The organism is Sorangium sp. So ce385 (genome assembly GCF_051474135.1).
GTDB lineage: Bacteria > Myxococcota_A > Polyangia > Polyangiales > Polyangiaceae > Sorangium > Sorangium cellulosum_D.
Map to the genome: position 1 here is coordinate 8,642,755 of NZ_CP150337.1, position 19,501 is coordinate 8,662,255.

9 protein-coding genes and 1 pseudogene are annotated in these 19,501 nt (G+C 73.2%); 5 read left to right on the top strand and 5 right to left on the bottom strand.

Going from position 1 to position 19,501, the window contains the following annotated elements; genetic code table 11:
- The first annotated feature begins 102 nt into the window (after positions 1-102).
- The 4 genes from WME83_RS31415 (at position 103) to WME83_RS31430 (ending at position 5,461) form a co-directional block, all read left to right on the top strand.
- Positions 103-2,199 carry an OmpA family protein gene (locus WME83_RS31415; RefSeq protein ID WP_437313389.1) on the top strand — a complete coding sequence of 699 codons (2,097 nt, stop codon included), beginning with the start codon at positions 103-105 and terminating at the stop codon, positions 2,197-2,199.
- A gap of 168 nt (positions 2,200-2,367) precedes the next feature.
- Entirely contained in the window at positions 2,368-3,129 is a 762-nt protein-coding gene (locus WME83_RS31420) for an OmpA family protein (protein ID WP_437313390.1), read from the top strand.
- 80 nt (positions 3,130-3,209) lie between these two features.
- Positions 3,210-4,760 carry an ATP-binding protein gene (locus WME83_RS31425; RefSeq protein WP_437313391.1) on the top strand — a complete coding sequence of 517 codons (1,551 nt, stop codon included), beginning with the start codon at positions 3,210-3,212 and terminating at the stop codon, positions 4,758-4,760.
- 89 nt (positions 4,761-4,849) lie between these two features.
- Positions 4,850-5,461 (top strand): methyltransferase family protein, encoded by a 612-nt coding sequence (locus tag WME83_RS31430; RefSeq protein ID WP_437313392.1) that lies wholly within the window; start codon positions 4,850-4,852, stop codon positions 5,459-5,461.
- A gap of 99 nt (positions 5,462-5,560) precedes the next feature.
- Here WME83_RS31430 and WME83_RS31435 read toward each other — a convergent pair whose 3' ends face one another.
- Together WME83_RS31435 and WME83_RS31440 are read right to left on the bottom strand one after the other, a co-directional pair.
- Positions 5,561-9,448 (bottom strand): protein kinase domain-containing protein, encoded by a 3,888-nt coding sequence (locus WME83_RS31435; RefSeq protein WP_437313393.1) that lies wholly within the window; start codon positions 9,446-9,448, stop codon positions 5,561-5,563.
- Between the two features lie 168 nt (positions 9,449-9,616).
- Complete coding sequence (locus tag WME83_RS31440) at positions 9,617-13,492, bottom strand: protein kinase domain-containing protein (RefSeq protein ID WP_437313394.1); 3,876 nt, start codon at positions 13,490-13,492, stop codon at positions 9,617-9,619.
- Between the two features lie 446 nt (positions 13,493-13,938).
- On the opposite strand from WME83_RS31440, the pseudogene WME83_RS31445 reads away from it, so the two are divergent.
- Positions 13,939-14,744, top strand: a pseudogene (locus tag WME83_RS31445) (ATP-binding protein).
- A gap of 342 nt (positions 14,745-15,086) precedes the next feature.
- On the opposite strand, the gene valS reads toward WME83_RS31445, so the two are convergent.
- The 3 genes from valS to WME83_RS31460 all read right to left on the bottom strand — a co-directional run bounded on the left by valS (position 15,087) and on the right by WME83_RS31460 (position 19,112).
- A complete protein-coding gene (gene valS, locus WME83_RS31450) occupies positions 15,087-17,786 on the bottom strand; it encodes a valine--tRNA ligase (RefSeq protein WP_437313395.1) in 2,700 nt (899 codons plus the stop codon).
- 173 nt (positions 17,787-17,959) lie between these two features.
- Entirely contained in the window at positions 17,960-18,697 is a 738-nt protein-coding gene (locus WME83_RS31455; RefSeq protein WP_437313396.1) for a ferredoxin--NADP reductase, read from the bottom strand.
- A 211-nt stretch (positions 18,698-18,908) separates the two neighbouring features.
- A complete protein-coding gene (locus WME83_RS31460) occupies positions 18,909-19,112 on the bottom strand; it encodes a hypothetical protein (protein ID WP_437313397.1) in 204 nt (67 codons plus the stop codon).
- Positions 19,113-19,501: the final 389 nt, after the last annotated feature.

Genomic DNA, 19,501 nt, shown 5'->3' on the forward strand with positions numbered 1-19,501 from the left:
CACCGTCCGCGCGGAGCGCCTCCGTCCCAGCGAACGTCCATCCTGGAACGGCCGTGCGCTGCCGGAGGCTCACCGACCGGGAAGATGTGTGAAAGGGGATCGATGAGAACGCTGCGAGCGCTGTGTCTGCTGTCGATCGTGGGCGCTGGGGTGGGGCTCGCCTCGGGCGCGGCGCGCGCGCAGGAGGCGGTCCGCGAGGGGGAGTTCTCGGTGCAGCGGTTCGAGCCGGCGCCGGGCTCGAGGAACTACCTGAGCGTCGAGGGCGCCCGGATGGAGGCGTCGCTCGGGATCACGGCCGGCCTGATGTTCGACTACGCGCGGGAGCCGTTCGTCCTGGAGAGCTGCGTCTCGACGACCGACTGCTCCTCCCCGGACGCCCGGGACCACCGGGAGCTGCCGGTCATCTCGGACATGCTGACCTGGAACCTGCTGGCCTCGATCACGCCGACGTCGTGGCTCCAGGCCGGCCTGCGCTTCCCGGTCGCCTACGTGAGCGGCCAGGGGGTCGACGCCGCCACCGGCGCGGCGGCCGCGGAGGGGCTGAAGGCGTTCGGCGCGGGCGACCCGACGCTCGAGGCCAAGGTGCGGTTCCTCGGCGGGCCGCGCGATCCGCTGGTGCTGGGCGCCGCGGCCGACGTGAGCTTCCCGCTCGGGCACGCGACCAGCGAGGGGAGCTACCTCGGCAGCTCGTCGCCGGTGACCGCGGGGCTGCGCCTCATCGTGGACGGCAGCGCGGGGCCGCTGTCGTTCGGGCTCAACCTGCGCGGCAAGCTGCTCCCCGAGGCGGCGCGGATCGCCTCGACCGAGGTCGGCCCGGTCGAGTTCCGGTACGGCGGGGGGCTCGGCTACCAGATCACCCCGGTGCTCCGCGTGCTCGCCGAGGGGTACGGCGCGACGCAGTTCAGCGCGCAGGGCGGGACGAACTCGCTCGAGGTGGACGGCGCGCTCCAGATCGCCCCGCGCGACCTCGGCCTCGTGTTCACGGTCGGCGGCGGCGCGGGCGTGGTCGAGGGCATCGGCGTGCCCGTGGCGCGCGGCATCGCGGGGATCCTCTTCGTGCACGAGCCGGGCGACGGGGACGCCGACGGGGTCGGCGACGCGGCGGACCAGTGCCCCGCGCTGCCCGAGGACCGGGACGGCATCGCCGACGCGGACGGCTGCCCCGAGGACGACGGCGACGGGGATGGCATCCCGGACGAGAGCGACCGCTGCCCGGCGAAGGCGGAGGTCATCAACGGGCTCGACGACAAGGACGGCTGCCCCGACGAGGTGGCGGATCGCGACAAGGATCGGGTCCCCGACGCGCAGGACAAGTGCCCGGATCAGGCGGGCCGGGTGCTCCTGCCCGAGCATTACGGCTGCCCCGACAAGGACGAAGACGGCGTGGCGGACCCGGTGGACAAGTGCGTCGACGCGCCCGAGGACACCGACGGGTTCGAGGACGAGGACGGCTGCCCCGACCCGGACAACGACCGCGACGGCGTGCTCGACCAGCAGGACGAGTGCATCGACCAGCCCGAGGTGAAGAACGGCTTCAAGGACGAGGACGGCTGCCCCGACGAGCTCCCCGACAGCGACGGGGACGGGATCCCCGACGAGAAGGACCGGTGCCCGAAGCAGCCGGAGAACCTGAACGGCGTCGAGGACCTGGACGGCTGCCCGGACCGCGGCGCGAGCCTGGTGCAGGTCGGCGAGGAGGACATCAAGATCCTCCAGCGGGTCGAGTTCGCGCTCAACAACGACAAGATCCAGGGCGCGCAGAGCTTCGCGGTGCTCGACGCCGTGGTGTCGGCGCTGAGCCTCCACCCGGAAATTTTCAAGGTGGAGGTCGCTGGCCACACGGACGACGCCGGGCCGGCGGACATGAACCGCGCGCTGTCGCAGCGTCGCGCCGAGGCGGTGGTCGCTTACCTCACGAGCAAGGGCGTCGCCCCGGCGCGGCTCGCGGCGCGGGGCTACGGGCCGGACAAGCCGATCGACGACAACAAGACCGCCAAGGGCCGCCAGAAGAACCGGCGCGTCGAGTTCGTCATCGTGCACTCGGTGAAGAAGCCGCAGCAGGCGCCCGGGGATCCGGGGGCGACGGCGCCGTCGCCGGCCGCGCCGGCAGCGCCGCCCGCCGCGCCGGCAGCGCCGCCTCGGGCTGCGCCGTCGCCGGCGGCACCGCTGCCGCTCGCCCCTCCGCCGCCGAAGCCCTGATCCGGCCTGTCCTGCGGCAGAGGGCCGCGTGGACGGGCGGATCTCGCCGTCCTCTCCTCTGGATCTCTCGGCGGAGCTGAGCGAGGCTCCTGCCCGCAGCATCCCGCTCCGCGGGACGGAGCCATGGAGAAAGCGCTCATGAACCGGACACTCATTGCACTACCCCTCGTGCTGTCGTCGCTGTTCGCCGCGGGCTGCGGCCACTCCGAGCAGGAGTGGAAGGCGCAGCTCGCCAAGTACAACGACCTCCAGAACCGGAGCCAGAAGAGGGAGGCGGAGCTCGAGAAGGAGCTCGCCGACGCGAAGCAGCGCGTCGAGGAGCTCGAGAAGAAGCTCGCGGACCAGGGCGCCGACATCTCGAAGATGAGCTCGACGCTGGAGGATCGCGAGAAGGCGCTGGCGGAGTACCAGGCGCGCGCGAAGCAGCTGGAGGCGATCCAGGCGCGGTTCGACCTGCTCCGGAGGAAGCTCGAGGAGCTGACCAAGCTCGGCCTGGAGGTCCGGGTCCGCAGGAACCGGATGGTCATCTCGCTGCCCGGGGACGTGCTGTTCGACTCTGGCAAGGACACCCTGAGCAAGGAGGGCCAGGAGATCCTGAAGAAGATCGCGGACGTCATCCGGGGCGACAAGTCGCTGGTCGATCGCGACTACCAGGTCGCCGGGCACACGGACAGCCAGCCGTACAAGAACGGCCCGTTCTTCGACAACTGGGGGCTTTCGCTGATGCGGGCGCGGTCCGTGCTGCTGTTCCTCATCGGCAAGGAGGGCCGGCTGCCGACGCGGCACTGGAGCGCGGCCGGGTTCGGGGAGACGGACCCCGTGGCGGACAACACCACGCCGGCCGGCAAGCAGAAGAACCGCCGGTGCGACCTGGTGGTGCTGCCGGACGTGGACGAAATGCTCGACCTGACGAAGCTCGCCACGAAGTGACGGCGGCGCGAACGACGAGCGGACGCCGCCGCCGGGGCACGCTGGCCACCTCGCGCTCCGCTCTCTAGACTCGCGTTGCGATGCCCCGCTGGTTCAACACGGCAGGCCCCTGCGATCCGGCCGATCACTACATGCTCCCGCCCGAGGAGCGCCTGCCGGGGATACGCGACCTCATCGACCGCAAAGCCTACTTCGTTCTGCACGCACCGCGGCAGATCGGGAAGACGACCTCGCTGCTGACGCTCGCCCAGGCGCTCACACGCGAAGGGCGTTACGTGGCGATCCTTGTCACGATGGAGGTCGGAGCCCCTTTTCCGGACGACCTCGGTGCGGCAGAGCTCGCCGTGCTCGCGGCGTGGCGCCGCATCGCAGGTTGGCAGCTTCCGTCCGAGCTGCAGCCGCCCCCCTTCCCGGACGCGCCCCCTGGCGAGCGTATCGGCGCCGCGCTCGGGGTCTGGGCTCAGGCGGCGCCGCGGCCGCTCGTCGTCTTCCTCGACGAGATCGACGCCCTGCGGGACATCACGCTCATCTCCGTCCTGCGCCAGCTCCGGAGCGGCTATCCAGGTCGCCCGCACGGCTTCCCGCACGCGCTCGCGCTCGTCGGCCTGCGCGACGTGCGCGACTACAAGGTCGCCTCCGGCGGCGGCGACCGACTCGGCACATCGAGCCCGTTCAACATCAAGGTCGAGTCGCTCACGCTGCGCAACTTCACCCGCGACGAGGTCGCCGCCCTTTATGCCCAGCACACGGCCGAGACGGGCCAGAGCTTCGACTCGAGCGCGGTGGATCGCGCCTTCGAGCTCACCCAGGGCCAGCCGTGGCTCGTCAACGCGCTCGCCCGCCAGCTCGTCGATGTCCTGGTCAAGGATCGCGCGCAGCCCATCACCGCCGCGGACGTCGATCGCGCCAAGGAGATCCTCATCGAGCGGCAGGACACGCACCTCGACAGCCTTGTCGAGCGGCTGCGCGAGCCGCGCATCCGCGCCGTGATCGAGCCCATGCTCGCCGGCGGCACCCTCGGCGACGTGCCCGAAGACGACCGGCGATTCGCCGTCGATCTGGGCCTCTTGCGCCGCGCGGCGGAGGGCGGCCTCGTCATCGCCAACCCCATCTACCGCGAGATCATCGTACGCCAGCTCGCGAGCGGCGTGCGCGACTCGCTACCTCGTATCCCGGCGACCTGGCTCACCCCCGATGGCCGCCTCGACGCCGATCGCCTCCTCGACGCCTTTCTCTCCTTCTGGCGCCAGCACGGCGAGCCGCTCCTCGGCGCCGCGCCTTATCACGAGATCGCGCCGCACCTCGTCGTCATGGCCTTCCTCCACCGCGTCGTGAACGGCGGCGGCACGATCGAGCGCGAGTACGCCATCGGTCGGGGCCGGATGGACCTCTGCGTCCGTTACGCCGGCGAGACGCTCGCGATCGAGCTCAAGGTCTGGCGCGATGGCCGCCCCGATCCCCTCGCCGAGGGGCTCGTCCAGCTCGACGAGTACCTCGCCGGGCTGGGGCTTCAGCGCGGCTGGCTCATCCTCTTCGATCAGCGCTCCGGACAGCCCCCCATCGCCGAGCGGACGCGCCGCGAGCACGCGTCGACCCCCGCCGGTCGCGAGGTCGTCGTCATCAGGGCCTGATCTCAGCTAAGCCACCTCCACGCGGGCCTTGTCCGCCCTCGGTGGCCATCCCTCTGCAACCCGGTTGAATGGCAAGATGGGAGTTTGAGATGAGTCGTCCCTGGTTCGCCCTCGCTCTGTACGGCGTCTACATGGCGCTCGCGTTCGGATGGCGGTCGCTCCGGCAGCGCCGCGCGACTGGATCGACGGGGTTCCGCGGCATCTCGGGGCCGCCGGGATCGCTGCCCTGGATCGGCGGCGTGCTCTTCGCGGTCGCGATGCTCCTCGGCCTGGCCGCCCCGGTCGCGGAGCTCGCCGGCTGGATCGGGCCGCTCGCCGCGCCTGGCCTCGTCGTCGTCGGGCTCGGGGCCGTCGCGACCCTCGCGGGGATCCTCGGCACGTTGTGGTCCCAGGGGGCGATGGGGGCGTCGTGGCGCATCGGCGTGAGCGAGGCGGAGCGCACGAGCCTCGTGACCCGAGGGCCGTTTGCCCTGGTGCGGAACCCCATCTTCAGCTTCATGATGCTGGCGGCGCTCGGGATGGCGCTCATCCTCCCGAACGCCGCTGCGCTCGCCTCGTTCGTGGCGCTGGTCGCCGCGATCGAGCTGCAGGTCCGCGTGGTCGAGGAGCCCTATCTGCTCCGCACCCACGGCGAGGCCTACGCCGCCTACTGCGCGAAGGTGGGGCGCTTTCTGCCCGGCCTCGGCCTCGCCCGCCGATAACAGCGGTCTCGTGACGACACGGGCAGGAGCTCGACATCACCAGCGCCGGCGAGCGTACGGAGAGACGGAGAGGTCGACCTGTGAGCCCTCATGTGCAGCTCAGCCGCCGAGCCACTGCCGCGCGAGATCGAGCGTGCGGGCGTTGTCCGGAACGTCGCGGAGGAAGCGCTCCCGCCAGGTCGGGTCGCTGAGCTTGTCGGCGCGCGCGAGCAGCGCGGCCCTGGCGGACGCGATCGCCGCCATCGCCTCGGCGCGCCTGCCGCTCGCGGCGAGCGCCTCGGCGTACGCCAGCCGGACCAGCGACTCGCCCTCTTCCAGGGTGCCGAACGACTCCAGCATGGAGCTCGCCTCGGCGGCCGTCGTGACCGCCTCGTCGACGCGACCGAGGCCCAGCAGCGCGCGCGCCAGGACCGCGTACGCCGTGACGCCGAGCGTCGGGGCGCTCTGCGACGACGCCGCCGCGGCGCGCGCTTCGCGCTCGGCGGCCTCGAGGTCGCCGGCGGCGAGGGAGATCTTCGCAAGGTAGCAGCGCGCAGAGAGCTCCATGCGCACCAGCCCCGCTTGCCGGCTCGACGCCGCGGCCGACTCGGCCAGCGACCGCGCCTCGGCCAGCTGACCGCGCGACGCGAGGACCTGCGCGAGGCACGCCTCCGCGAAGAGCTTCAGCTCCTGCAGGTGCATCCGGTCAGCCTCCGCCAGCGCTGCGCGCAGCATCGACTCCGCCCTCGTGAGATCGCCGAGCTCGGCGTAGATGCTGCCCGAGTTGACGCGTGTGCTGCATGCGTTGCGGTGATCGCCGGCCTGCTCGTAGGCACGGCTCGCGGCTTCCATGCCGTCCGCGCCGGCGACGAGATCGCCCGTGCAGACGGCATGAGCAGCGCGCGCCTCGTGAAGGTGCGCGGCCGCCTCGACGTCGAGCGCGTCGGTGCTCGCATAGGCGCGCTCGACGATATCGAGCAGCGCGCGCCCTTCTGCGTAGCGACCCACCATCGACAGCACCGCTGCGCCGTCCGCAAGACAGATGAGCTTGACGCTCTCCGCGTCGGCCATGGCGGCAGTGCTCGCGACCACGCTCATCCAGCGCTCGGCGTCGTCGAACCTGCCCAGTTTGTACGACGCAAAGACCACCTGCGTGACGGCAGAAAACCACTCCGTCGAGCCGCGCTCGAGCCGCTCGGCCGCCTCGAGGCCCCGGTCCAGGGCCCTGGAGATATCAGCGCGCCAGAGGTGCGCCTCGGCCTGAGCCCGGCGGAGCCTGCCGGCGACCTCCGGCGCCGCCCCGCAGCCGATGCCGCGGTCGGCCCGCGCGATCACCGCGGCGAGGTCGCCGCCCCGGAGCGCCTCGTCGGCCGCGCGCAGGTACGCCTCCGCCGCCCGCGCCGGCGCGCCGCCGATCTCGAAGTGCTCCGCCAGCGCCATGGCGTCGGCGCCTCCGGCCCGGTCCAGCCAGTCGCCCGCGAGGCCGTGACCGACGCGCCGGTCGCGCTCGGTGAGCATCTCGTACGCGGCCTCCCGCACCAGCGCGTGCCGGAACTCGTACTCCACCTCGCCCGCGATGCGCGGCTGGGGCCGCCGCCGGATGAGCTCGCGGCGCGCGAGCTCGGCGAGGAGCCACGCCACAGGCACCCCGCCCACCAGGGCCCTGGCCCCGCCCTCCCAGAACGTCTCGCCAAAGACGCTCGCGGCCCGCAGTACGCGCCGCTCCTCGACGTCCAGCGCCTCCAGCCGCGCCTGCACCATCGCCAGCGCCGTCTCGGGCAGGCCCGCGCTCCGGCCCTCGGCGACCGCGCGGATCTGCTCCTCCAGCACGAACGCGTTGCCCTCGGCGCGCGCGAGGAGCTTGTCGACCTGGTCGGCGTCGACGGCGTCGCCGAGCACCTCCCGGACGAGCCGCTCGCCCGCGCGCCGGGGCAGCGGCGCAAGGCGGAGCCGGAGACCGTGACGCTCGCTCCAGAGCGTGGGGAAGAGCTCGTGAACCTCGGGACGGGCGAGCGCCAGCACGAAGAACGGCAGGCGCCCGGCGCGCCGGAGCGCAGCGTCGACGAGGGTCACCGTGGGCAGGTCGCCCCAATGCAGATCCTCCAGCACGAGGATCACCGGCTTCCGCTGGCATTCGGCCCAGACGAAGTCCTCGAACGCCTCGCGGAGGCGGTCGCTCATCAGCATCGGGCTCTGCCGGGCCGTATGCAGCTGCACATCGCCCGCGTCGGGGAACTTCGCCCCCACGAGCTCGCCGAGGAACGCCGCGACGTGCGGGGCCTTGGCCCCGAGCGCGCCGAGCCGCTCGACGCGGGCGAGCACCTTGCGACGGCGCACCTCGAGCGGCTCGTCGTCGAGGATGCCCATGGCGCGGCGGAGCGCCTGGGCGAGCAGGCCGAACGCGGAGCCGGCCGCCATCGGATCGGCCCTGCCGACCCAGACCTCGGCGGGCTCGCTCCGCTCGCGGAGGAACTCCCAGGCGAGGCGCGACTTGCCGATCCCCGGAGCGCCCACGACGACGACGGCGCTCGCGGAGGGCTCATCCACGGCGTGGCGCCACTCGGCCTCGAGCAGCGCGAGCTCGCGCTCTCGCCCCACGCACGGCGTCGGCTTGCCGAGGAGCCGCGGGACGGTGTCCGGCTCCTCCTTCGGGCCACGGAGCCACGCGCCTTCGTCCACCTGCGCCATGTCGAAGGACCTGGCGAGCAGGCCCGCCGTCGCGCTGTCGAGCCGGACGCCGGACTCCGGCGCTGGGGGGCGCTTCGGGAAGAGCTGCACGACGCGGTCGATCAGCGCGCCGACCGGCAGGCGCCCGGCGACCTCGGCCATCCCTGTGGCGACGGACACCGGAACGCCCCCGAGCTCTGCGCGCAGGGCGAGCGCGCACTGGGCCGCGCGCGCGGCGAGATCCGTCGGGGCCTCGGCGCCGGACAGCGCGACGAGCAGCCACTGCGACTGCAGGAGCTCGAGGCGCCCGCCGTGGCGCGCCGCGACCTGGCGCAGCGCCTCGGTTCGCGCGGCGCCCTCGGCCTCGGAGAGCGTGGCGTCCGCCTCCGCGCTGCCTTCGGCGGCCAGGATGACGCACATGACCCGGCGCTCCGCGGTGGTGATCTCCGCGCGCGGCGCGGGCGACGCTGCGGCCTCGTGCGGGCCCGCTGCGGCGTCGTGCGCGCCGGCGGGGAGCCCTACCTGCGCCAGGGCGGCGAGCTCCTCGGCGACAGCGGCGCCGTCGCGCGGACGGTGCCCCGGCGGTTTCGAGAGCATCCGGGCCACGAGGCGCTCGAGCGGCTCCGGGATACCGTCGCGGAGCTCACCGAGCCGCGGCGGATCCTCGAGGACGACCTTCATCATCAGCGAGAGGGCGTTGTCGCCCAGGAACGGCGGGCGCCCCGCGAGGCACTCGAACAGCATGCAGCCGAGCGCGAACACGTCGGCGCGGGCATCGACCGGCGACTCGCCGCGCGCCTGCTCGGGGGCCATGTAGCCGGGCGTGCCGAGGATCGCCCCGGGCGCCGTCAGGCTCCGCGCGAGCCGGAGGTCGCGCGCGATGCCGAAGTCGAGCAGGGTGGCGCGCTCGATGGCGCCGCCCACGAGCATCAGGTTGCTCGGCTTCAGGTCGCGGTGAACGACGCCGAGCCGGTGGACCGCGCCGAGCGTCGTCGCCACGTGCGCCGCCAGGGTCGCGCTCTCGGCGATCGAGAGCGGCCCTCCGGCGAGCCGCTCCTCCAGCGTCACGCCGTCGAGCCACTCCATCGCCAGGTACGGACGTCCGGCGCCGGTTACCCCGTGCGCCACGTACTGCACGACCCCCGGCAGCCGGAGCGCGGCGAGCGCCTCTGCCTCCCGCAACAGCCGGCTCAGGTCGCGCACGTTCGCGCTCTGCAGCACCTTGAGCGCCACCGCCTGCCCGGAAACCCGGTCGCGCGCGCGGTACACGTCGCCCATGCCGCCCGAGCCGGCGAGCCGCTCGATCTCGAACCGATCCTCGACCACGTCCGCTGCGCGCATCGCCGTGCTTATGTACTGCGTGTGAGCCCCCGCGTGTGTTCTCTCGGGGCGGCACCGAACGTCCTACGCGCAGGCACGACGTAACCCCGTGAACACGACATAGGAGCTGGCAATCACCACCGCCGGCGAGCGCACGGAGAGGTCGACCCGTGAGCCCTTGCGCGCCGCTCAGCCGCCGAGCCACTGCCGCGCGAGCTTCAGCGTGCGGGCGTTGTCCGGAACGTCGCGGAGGAAGCGCTCGCGCCAGGTCGGGTCGCTGAGCTTGTCGGCGCGCGCGAGCAGCGCGGCCCTGGCCGACGCGATGGCGGCGCTCGCCTCGGCCTGCCGGCCGCTCGCTGCGAGCGCCTCGGCATAGGTCAGGCGGACGAGGGACTCGCCCTCTTCGAGGGTGCCGAACTCCGAAAGCTGCGAGCTCGCCTCGGCGGCAGCCCGCATCGCCTCGTCGGTTCGCCCGAGCCCGAGCAGCGCGCGGGCCAGGACGGCAGAGGCCTGCACTGCGAACGTCGGTGCGCCCGGCGCGAGCGCCACCGCGGCGCGCGCCTCGCGCTCGGCGACGTCGAGATCGCCGCTGACGAGGGCGATCTTCGCCAGGTAGCAACGGGCAATCAGCTCGGTGCGCACCACCCCCGCTCGCCGGCTCGACGTCGCGGCGGACTCGGCGAGCCCCCGCGCCTCGACCAGCTGACCGCGACACGCGAGGACCTGCGCGAGGTTCATCTCCGCCGCGAACCTCATGTCGTGCAGGTGCATCCGATCGGCCTCCGCCAGCGCGGCGCGCAGCATCGACTCCGCCCGCTCGAAGTCGCCGAGCTCCGCATAGACGGCCCCGAGATTCGCGCGCGTGTTGCAAGCGTTGCGATGATCGCCGGCTCGCTCGAACGCCGGCGCCGCAGCCTCCAGGCCGCTCACGCCGGCGCCCAGATCACCAGCACATATGGCGAGGTAGGACCGCGTCTGATGGAGGTGCGCATCCACCTCGACATCTCGTATCTCCGCGCGTGCCAGAGCGCGCTCGACGGTCTCGATCAGAGCACCCCCTTCGGCATAACGCCCCCCCAGGATCAGGACGGCCCCGCCGTCGGCAAGGCAGATGAGCCTGACGCGCTGCGCGTCGCCTGCAGCCGGAGTCTCCGCCGCCGCGCTCATCCAGCGCTCGATCTCGTCGAGCCATCCCAGCTTGGACGCGGCGATGACCACCTGGCTGATGATCGAGAACCATGCCGTCGTGCCGCGCTCGATGCGCTGGCTCGCCTCGAGGGCTCGCTCGACGGCGAGGTCGAGGTCGCCGCGCCACAGATGGGCTTCGGCCTGGACGCCGCGGAGCCGGCCCGCGGTGTCCCCGGCCGCGCCGCAGTCGATGCCGCGGTCGGCCCGCGCGATCGCCGTGGCGAGATCGCTGCCGCGCAGCGACTCCTCGGCCGCGCGCAGGTACGCCTCCGCCGCCCGCGCCGGCGCGCCGCCGATCTCGAAGTGCTCCGCCAGCGCCATGGCGTCCGCGACCCCGGCGCGCTCCAGCCAGTCGCCCGCGAGCGCGTGCCCGACCCGGCGATCGCGCTCGGTGAGCATGCCGTAGGCCGCCTCCCGCACGAGGGCGTGGCGGAACCCGTACTCCACCTCGCCGGCGACGCGCCCTTCATGGCGCCGCACCACGAGCTCCCGCCGCGCGAGCTCGCCGAGCCGCGGCGCCACCGGCGCGCCGCCCACGAGGGCCCTGGCCCCGCCCTCCCAGAACGTCTCGCCGAAGACGCTCGCCGCCCGCAGCACGCGCCGCTCCTCGACGTCCAGCGCCTCCAGCCGCGCCTGCACCATCGCCAGCGCCGTCTCGGGAATGCCGGCGCTCCGGCCCTCGGCGACCGCCCGGATCTGCTCCTCCAGCACGAACGCGTTGCCCTCGGCGCGCGCGAGCAGCTCCTCCACCTGCTCGGCGCCCACGCCGTCGCCGAGCACCTCGCGCACCAGCCGCTCGCTCGCGCGCAGAGGCAGCGGCGCGAGGCGGATCCGCAACCCGTTGCGCTCGCTCCACAGCGCAGGAAAGAGCTCGTCGACCTCCGGGCGCGCGAGCGCCAGCACGAAGAACGGCAGGTCCCTCGCGTGCCGGAGCGCGGCGTCGACCAGGGTCACCGTGGGCAGGTCGCCCCAGTGCAGGTCCTCCAGCACCAGCAGCACCGGCTTCCGCTGGCACTCGGCCCGCACGAAGTCCTCGAACGCCTCGCGCAGCCGGTCGCTCATCAGCATCGGGCTCTGCCGCGCCGCCCGGAGCTGCGCATCGCCGTCGCCGGGGAACGCCGCCCCCACGAGCTCGCCGAGGAACGCCGCCACGCGCGCGCCCTCGTCCCCGAGCCGGTCGAGCCGCTCGACGCGGGCGAGCACCTTGCGCCGCCGCACCTCCAGCGGCTCGCCGTCGCGGATGCCCATGGCGCGGCGGAGCGCCCGCGCGAGCAGGCCGAACGCCGACCCGGCGGCCACCGGGTCGGCCCGGCCGATCCAGACCTCGGCGGCTTCGCCCCGCTCCTCGAGGGCGCGGAGGAACTCCCAGGCGAGGCGCGACTTGCCGAGGCCGGGAGCGCCCACGACGACCACCGCGTTCGCGGAGGGCTCGTCGACGCAGTGGCGCCACTCGGTCGCGAGCTGCGAGAGCTCGCGCTCGCGCCCCACGCAGGGCGTCGGCTTGCCGAGCAGCCGCGGGATGGTGTCCGGCTCCTCCTTCGGGCCGCGAAGCCATCGCGCTCCTGGCCCTTGCGCCGTCTCGAAGCGGCTCGCGAGCAGGCTGGCCGTCGCGTCGTCGAGCAGGATCTCCCCGGGCGGAGAGCCACCTCGCTCGGCGATGAGCTGCGCCACCCGATCGATCAGCTCGCCGACCGGCAGCTTGCCCTCGACCTCGGTCAACCCGGTCGCGACGGACATGGGCACGGCGCCGAGCACCTTCCGGAGCGCGAGCGCGCAGTGGCCCGCCCGCGCGGCGAGATCCGTCGGGGGCTCGGCGCCGGAGAGCGCGACGAGCAGCCAGCGCGATTGCAGGCGATCGAGGCGCCCGCCGTGGCGCGCCGCGATGCCCCGCAGCGCCTCGGCCCGCGCGGCGCCGTCGTGCTCCGAGAGCGTGGCGCCCGCCTCGGCGCCGCCGTCTTCGGCCAGGATGACGCACATCACCTTGCGCTCGGCCGTGGTGATGGCCTCGCCCGGCGCGGCCTGCGCCGCGACCGCGCTCGCTCCGATCGACAGCCCCTCGCCGGCCACGGCCGCGAGCTCCGCCGCGACGGCGGCGCCGTCGCGCGGCCGCTCCCCCGCCGCCTTCGCCAGCATCCGCGTCACCAGGCCCTCGAGCGGCTCCGGGATGTCGCCGCGCAGCTCCTGGAGCCGCGGCGGCTCTTCCAGGACGACCTTCATCAGGAGCGCGAGCGCGCCATTGCCGAGGAACGGCGGGCGCCCCGCGAGGCACTGGAACAGCACGCACCCGAGCGCGAACACGTCCGCGCGGGCATCGACCGGCGACTCGCCGCGCGCCTGCTCGGGGGCCATGTACCCGGGCGTGCCGAGCACCGCGCCGGGCGACGTGACGGTCTGCGCGAGCCGGAGGTCGCGCGCGATGCCGAAGTCGAGCAGCGTGACGCGCTCGACCGCGCCGCCCACGAGCATCAGGTTGCTCGGCTTGAGATCGCGATGAACGACGCCGAGCCGGTGCACGGCGCCGAGCGTCGTCGCCACGCATGCGGCCAGCGCCACGCTCTCGGCGAGCGTGAGCGGCGCGGCGGCGAGCCGCTCCTCCAGCGTCACGCCGTCGAGCCACTCCATGGCCAGGTAGGGCTGCCCTGCGCCCGTCACCCCGTGCGCCACGTACTGCACCACGCCGGGCAGCCGGAGCGTCACGAGCGCCTCCGCCTCCCGCGCGAACCGTCGCAGATCGGTCGCGCTCGCGCCCTGCAAGACCTTGAGCGCGACCGCCTGCCCGGAGACCAGGTCGCGCGCGCGGTACACGTCGCCCATGCCGCCGGAGCCGGCGAGCCGCTCGATCTCGAAACGATCCTCGACCACGTCGCCAGCGTGCATGGCCGTTCCAATGTACTCCGCGCGAGCCTCGGGCCCCTACGTCTGTCACTCGCGGCACCGCAGCGCCTCACCCGCGGCGCCGCAGCGCCATGCCAGGGGATCCAACCGGATCCCTCTCACGTCGATCCCCCAGAGCCATCTGATCGCAGGCACCTGGATCACGCGCCAAGCTCAACGCGTGGAGGTGGACGAGCGGCCAGGCACATCGATGGTCACGCGCAATCCATCACGGCCGCGAACATCGATCGCGCGGAGGCCATCCCACCGAGCGGCAGGACACGCACCTCGACAGCCTGGGAGAGCGGCTGCGCGAGCCGCGCATCCGCGCCGTGATCGAGCCCATGCTCCCCAGATGGGCGCCGGGCATATCTGCCGCCACCGGGCGCACGCAGCCGGCATCGCCGCGCTGGCCCCCCGGCGCTGCCGCCCTTAGGCTCACCTCCGCGATGCCGCGCTGGTTCAACACGGCAGGTCCCTGCAACCCGGCCGATCACTACATGCTCCCGGCCGAGGAGCGCTTGCCCGCGGTGCGCGACCTGGTCGATCGCAAGGCCTACTTCGTCCTGCACGCCCCGCGGCAGATCGGCAAGACGACCTCGCTGCGTACGCTCGCCCAGGATCTCACGGCCGAAGGGCGCTACGTGGCCGTCCTCGTCTCGGCGGAGGTCGGCGCGCCCTTCCCTGACGATCCCGGCGCGGCCGAGCTCGCGATGCTCGCGGAATGGCGCGGCACCGCCGGCTCGCAGCTCCCCGCCGACCTGCGGCCGCCACCGTTCCCCGATGCGCCCGCCGGTCAGCGCATCGGGGCCGCCCTGCGCGCCTGGGCCCAGGCCGCGCCGCGCCCGCTCGTCGTCTTCCTCGACGAGGCCGACGCCCTGCGCGACGCGACGCTCGTCTCCCTAGTGCGCCAGATCCGCAGCGGCTATCCCGACCGCCCGCGTGCCACCGCGTGGTGAACGGCGGCGGCACCGTCGAGCGCGAGTACGCCATCGGCCGGGGCAGGATGGATCTCTGCGTTCGTTATGCGGGCGAGACGCTCGCGCTCGAGCTCAAGGTCTGGCGAGACGGCCGCCCCGATCCCCTCGCCGAGGGGCTCGCCCTGCTCGACGAGTACCTGGCCGGCCTGGGCCTCGATCGCGGCTGGCTCCTCCTCTTCGACCAGCGCTCCGGACAGCCCCCCATCGCCGAGCGCACGCGCCGCGAGCGCGCGCTCTCCCCCGCCGGCCGCGAGGTCGCCGTCATTCGCGCCTGAGCGCGCTCGTCGTTCAGGAGCTGTCCCGGCACGCCCTCGACGTGCCTTCCGGCCCCGACCGCGCAGGGCCAGAGGACGCGCGCGACACGAGCTGTGTTGCACTGAATGACGCGCAGAGGAACGCGCGAGGTGTCCAGATGGCCGCCGGGGATGTCCAGATGGCCGCCGGGGATGTCCAGATGGCCGCCGGGGATGTCCAGATGGCCACCCCCATGTCCAGATGGCCGCCGGGGATGTCCAGATGGCCACCCCCATGTCCAGATGGCTGCCGGGGATGTCCAGATGGCCCGCCCCGCGCGGCGAGCTCCCTCCACGAGGGCCGGGCCACCTCGGACAGGGTCTCTACGCCTCCGAGGCCGCCGCCTCCCCCGCCCCGGCCGCCGCCGCCGCCGCCTCCACCTCGCAGCGCACCACCAGGACCTCGCCGTCCGCGAGCTCCGGCCGCTCCACGAGCTCGTGCGCGCTCGCGCGCACCGCCGTGAGCACGTCCCCCAGCGCCGGCTTCAGCCGCGCCAGCGTCGCGGCGTTCGCCCCGAGCGCGAGGTCCGCCACGACGCGCCCCACGCTCGCGCCGAGCTCGCTCTTGCGCTTGTTGACCGCCGCCATCGCCGCCGCCGCCAGATCCAGGAGCCCCGGATCCGAAGGCGCCGCGACCTCCGCGAAATCCGCCGCCGAAGGCCACTTCGCCCGGTGGATCGAGGCCTCGCCCGTCTCCTCCGCGTACACCCAGCGCCAGACCTCCTCGGTGATGTACGGCAGCACCGGCGCGAACAGCCGCAGCAGCACCGACAGCCCGAGCCGCAGCGCCGCCACCGCCGAGCCGCGCGCCGCCTCCCCGGCGCCGCCCTCCCCGCGCGCCCGCGCCTTCGCGAGCTCCAGGTACGCGTCGGTGAACCAGCGCCAGAAGAAATCCTCGGTCCGCTCGAGCGCCGCCGCGAACTCGTGCTCCTCGAACGAGCGCGTCGCGTCCTCCACCACCGCCGACAGCTTGTGCAAGAGCGCCCGGTCGAGCTCCTCGGAGATCGGGTGGACCTCCGCCGACTGGCTGAGCACGTACTTGCTCGCATTCCAGATCTTCGTGACGAGCCGCTTGCCGATCTTCAACACCTTCTCGTCGAACGCCGTGTCCGTGCCGAGCCGCGCGCTCGCCGACCAGTAGCGGATCGCGTCCGAAGAATACGTGTCGAGCAGGTGCATCGGCGTGACGACGTTGCCCTTGCTCTTCGACATCTTCTTGCGATCCGGATCGAGGATCCACCCGGAGATCGCGATGTGGTGCCACGGGACCGACGACTCGTGCAGCATCGCCTTCGCGATCGTGTAGAACGCCCACGTCCGGATGATGTCGTGGGCCTGCGGCCGCAGATCGGCCGGGAAGAGCCGCGCGTGGCGCGCCGGATCGTCCCCCCAGTGGGAGCTGATCTGCGGCGTGAGCGAGCTCGTGAACCACGTGTCGAAGACGTCGGACTCGGCGGTGAAGCCGCCCGGCTGGTCCCGCTGCGACGCCTCGTACCCGGGCGGCACGTCGACCGTCGGGTCGACCGGGAGCATCTCGCGCGTCGCGAGCAACGGCCGGCTGTGGTCCGGGTTGCCCTCGGCGTCGAGCGGATACCAGACCGGGAACTGCACGCCGAAATAGCGCTGGCGGCTGATGCACCAGTCGCCCTGGAGCCCCTCGGTCCAGTTGCGGAACCGGAGGCGCATGTAGTCCGGGTGCCACTTGATCTTCTCGCCGTAGTCGAGGAGCTCGGCCTTCTTGTCGGCGAGGCGGACGAACCACTGCCGCGTGGGCACGAACTCGAGCGGCTGGTCGCCCCGCTCGTAGAACTTCACCGCGCGCTCGATCGGCCTCGGCTCGCCCCGCAGCGCCGGCCCCTTGCCGGGCGCCGCCGCGTGCTCCTCGCGGCGGAGCAGCTCGACCACCGCCGCGCGCGCCTGCTTCACCCCCTTGCCCTGGAGCGGCGCATAGGCGGCGTTGGCCGCGGCCGGGTCGCGGCTCTCCCACGCGCCCTCGCCGAACGTCACCGGCAGGACACGGCCGTTCTTGCCGAGCATCTGCCGGAGCGGGAGCTTCTGCTCCCGCCACCAGATCACGTCGGTCGCGTCGCCGAAGGTACAGACCATCAGGATACCCGTGCCCTTCTCGCGATCCACGAGCGGGCTCGGGAAGATGGGCACCGGCGCGCGGAAGATCGGGGTGAGCGCCGTCTTGCCGAAGAGGTGCTGATACCGCGGGTCCTCCGGGTGCGCCGTGACGCCGACGCAGGCCGCGAGCAGCTCCGGGCGCGTCGTGGCGATGACGAGCTCCTCGCCCGTCCCCTCCACCGCGAACGCGATGTCGTGGAACGCGCCCGACTGCGGTCGATCCTCGACCTCCGCCTGGGCGACCGCGGTCTGGAAATCGACGTCCCACATCGTCGGCGCGAACACCGAGTAGAGGTGGCCCTTTCCGTGGAGATCCAGGAACGACAGCTGCGCCGTCCTGCGGCAGTGATCATCGATGGTGGCGTACTCGTGCCGCCAGTCGACCGAGAGGCCCACCCGGCGGAAGAGCGCCTTGAAGACCTGCTCGTCCTCGCGCGTGACCTTGTGGCAGAGCTCGATGAAGTTGGGGCGCGACACGATGCGCGGCGGCTCCTTCTTGATCGTCTCCGGCGAAGCCTGCGGCAAGGTCAGGCCGCGCTCGTACGGCGTGCGCACGTCCGTGCGGACGTGGAAGTAGTTCTGCACGCGCCGCTCGGTGGGCAGGCCGTTGTCGTCCCAGCCCATCGGGTAGAAGATGTTGAAGCCGCGCATCCGGCGCTGGCGGACGACGACGTCCGTGTGCGTGTAGCTGAAGACGTGGCCGATGTGCAGCGAGCCCGAGGCGGTCGGCGGCGGGGTGTCGACGACGAACGTCTCCTCGCGGGGGCGCGACGGGTCGTATCGGTACGTCCCGTCGGCCTCCCACACGTCGGCCAGGCGCAGCTCGGCGACGGGCGAGTCGAAATGCTTCGGGAGCGTCGCGGGATCGATGGAGCGGAACGTCTTCTTGGTCGTCACGTGGTCACCTGCAGAACAGACCCCGCAGGAACCGCCCGCGGGGGTGGCATCCTACGTCGTACCCAGGGTACCGCTCAAGGCGCGCCGCGCCCGCGCGGCGGCGATCCGCGATGCCGGCGGCGCCGCCGCGGAGATCGCGGAGAGGCGGGCGCCTCGCGCGGCGGGGCCTGGGCTCAGTCGTAGCGCTCGACGTGGACGTGCTTGCGGGGGACGCCGAGCTCGCCGCGGGCCAGCTCGCGAACGGACGAGACCATCCGATCGAGGCCGCAGATGAAGACGTGCGGCGCCGGATCGCCGCTCTTCTCCGCGAGCTCCCGGTAGAGCTCGGGCACGTGCGCCTGCACGTAGCCGCGGCGGCCGGCCCACGACGGGCCGCCGCGCGAGAGCGTGATCTCGTAGCGGATCCGGTCGGAGCCGCGCGCGAGCGCCTCGAGCTCGTCGCGGTAGATGACGTCCTCCTCGAAGCGCGCGCCGAACAGGATCCACAGGTGGGGCGCGGCCAGCCCCGCGCGCAGGGAGGCCCGCAGCATGCTCCGGAGCGGCGTGATGCCGGTGCCGGTCGCGACGAACAAGGAGGGCGCGGAATCCGCGGGATCGCGGGTGAAGAGCCCGTGCGGGCCGATGGCGCGGAGCGTGGCGCCGGGCTCGAGCCGGTGCAGGTGCTCCGAGCCCGCCCCGCCCTGCACGAGCGTGACCGCGAGATCGAAGCGCGGGGAGCCGTCGGGGGCGGATGCGATGGAGTAGGCGCGCTTCACCTCGCCGCCCGGGAGCGGGAGGACGAGGTTGACCCACTGGCCCGCCTCGAAGAGAAACGACCGCCCGTCGGCGCGCTCGAACGAGAGCTCGCGCACGAAAGGGCTGAGAGGCCGGGCGGCGACGAGGCGGGCTTCGAACGGTTCGGCGTGGATCATGGTCGGGGCCCGGCGGGGCTCGGCTGCGAGACCGCGCGGGTGGCGAGGTCTTACCGCAGCCTGCGCCCCGGCCCAATCGCGATCGCCGCCGGGAGGGCGCCGCCGGAGGGCGCGCAATCGCCGGAATCGCGGGCTTCCGCCCCGCGCCGCCGGAGCGCGCGGCCGGGCCGCCGCCCGGGCCCGCGCTCCGGCGGGGGAGCCGTCGCGGGCTCTACCGCACGCCCATGCGGCGGCGCTGCGGGATGTTCACCGCCGGCCGGGAGCGATCCAGGTTGGGGAGCCCGCGCGGCGGGCGGGGATCCCGGTGCGCGGGCTTCGGCGCGGGGAGCTGCCCTCGCTGCGCAGGCGTCCGGTCGGGCGATTTGGCCGAGCCCGACACGAGATCGGAGACGGGGAGATGCGCGCGTCGCTGCATAGAATCCTCCATGGAATCGGTCATCAACACATCGGGAAGAGCACTCACGCCGAACGAAACCTTCGAAGAACCGACTCTCATACACCCTCCATTCATCGTACGTCCCCGGACTCTGGACGGATCGAACCCGAGGGACGCTGTCTGTCTGGGCCTCTCCCTGCTCGCTCGACCGGCGCTCTCTCGACGCAACTCCGCCGCTGGTCGGGGCGGGACGGTCCGCCTCGCCGCACGCTCCCCGTCGAGACGACTCAGCGTCTCGACATCAGGAGAGAGGACGATTCGGCCCGTCGCGCCACGAACCCTCCGGCTCGGTGCCTCGAGCGCGCGGCCAGCGAGCGAGGGACGATCGCCAGGAGATCACGAATCTCCCGGACGTCGGCCTCCAGCGC

Bases quoted from the DNA above. Each gene is read 5' to 3' on its own strand.
- WME83_RS31430 (WP_437313392.1), top strand. From the start codon at position 4,850: ATGAGTCGTCCCTGGTTCGCCCTCGCTCTGTACGGCGTCTACATGGCG.
- WME83_RS31415 (WP_437313389.1), top strand. From the start codon at position 103: ATGAGAACGCTGCGAGCGCTGTGTCTGCTGTCGATCGTGGGCGCTGGG.
- WME83_RS31435 (WP_437313393.1), bottom strand. From the start codon at position 9,448: ATGCGCGCAGCGGACGTGGTCGAGGATCGGTTCGAGATCGAGCGGCTC.
- WME83_RS31425 (WP_437313391.1), top strand. From the start codon at position 3,210: ATGCCCCGCTGGTTCAACACGGCAGGCCCCTGCGATCCGGCCGATCAC.
- WME83_RS31460 (WP_437313397.1), bottom strand. From the start codon at position 19,112: ATGCAGCGACGCGCGCATCTCCCCGTCTCCGATCTCGTGTCGGGCTCG.
- WME83_RS31455 (WP_437313396.1), bottom strand. From the start codon at position 18,697: ATGATCCACGCCGAACCGTTCGAAGCCCGCCTCGTCGCCGCCCGGCCT.
- WME83_RS31440 (WP_437313394.1), bottom strand. From the start codon at position 13,492: ATGCACGCTGGCGACGTGGTCGAGGATCGTTTCGAGATCGAGCGGCTC.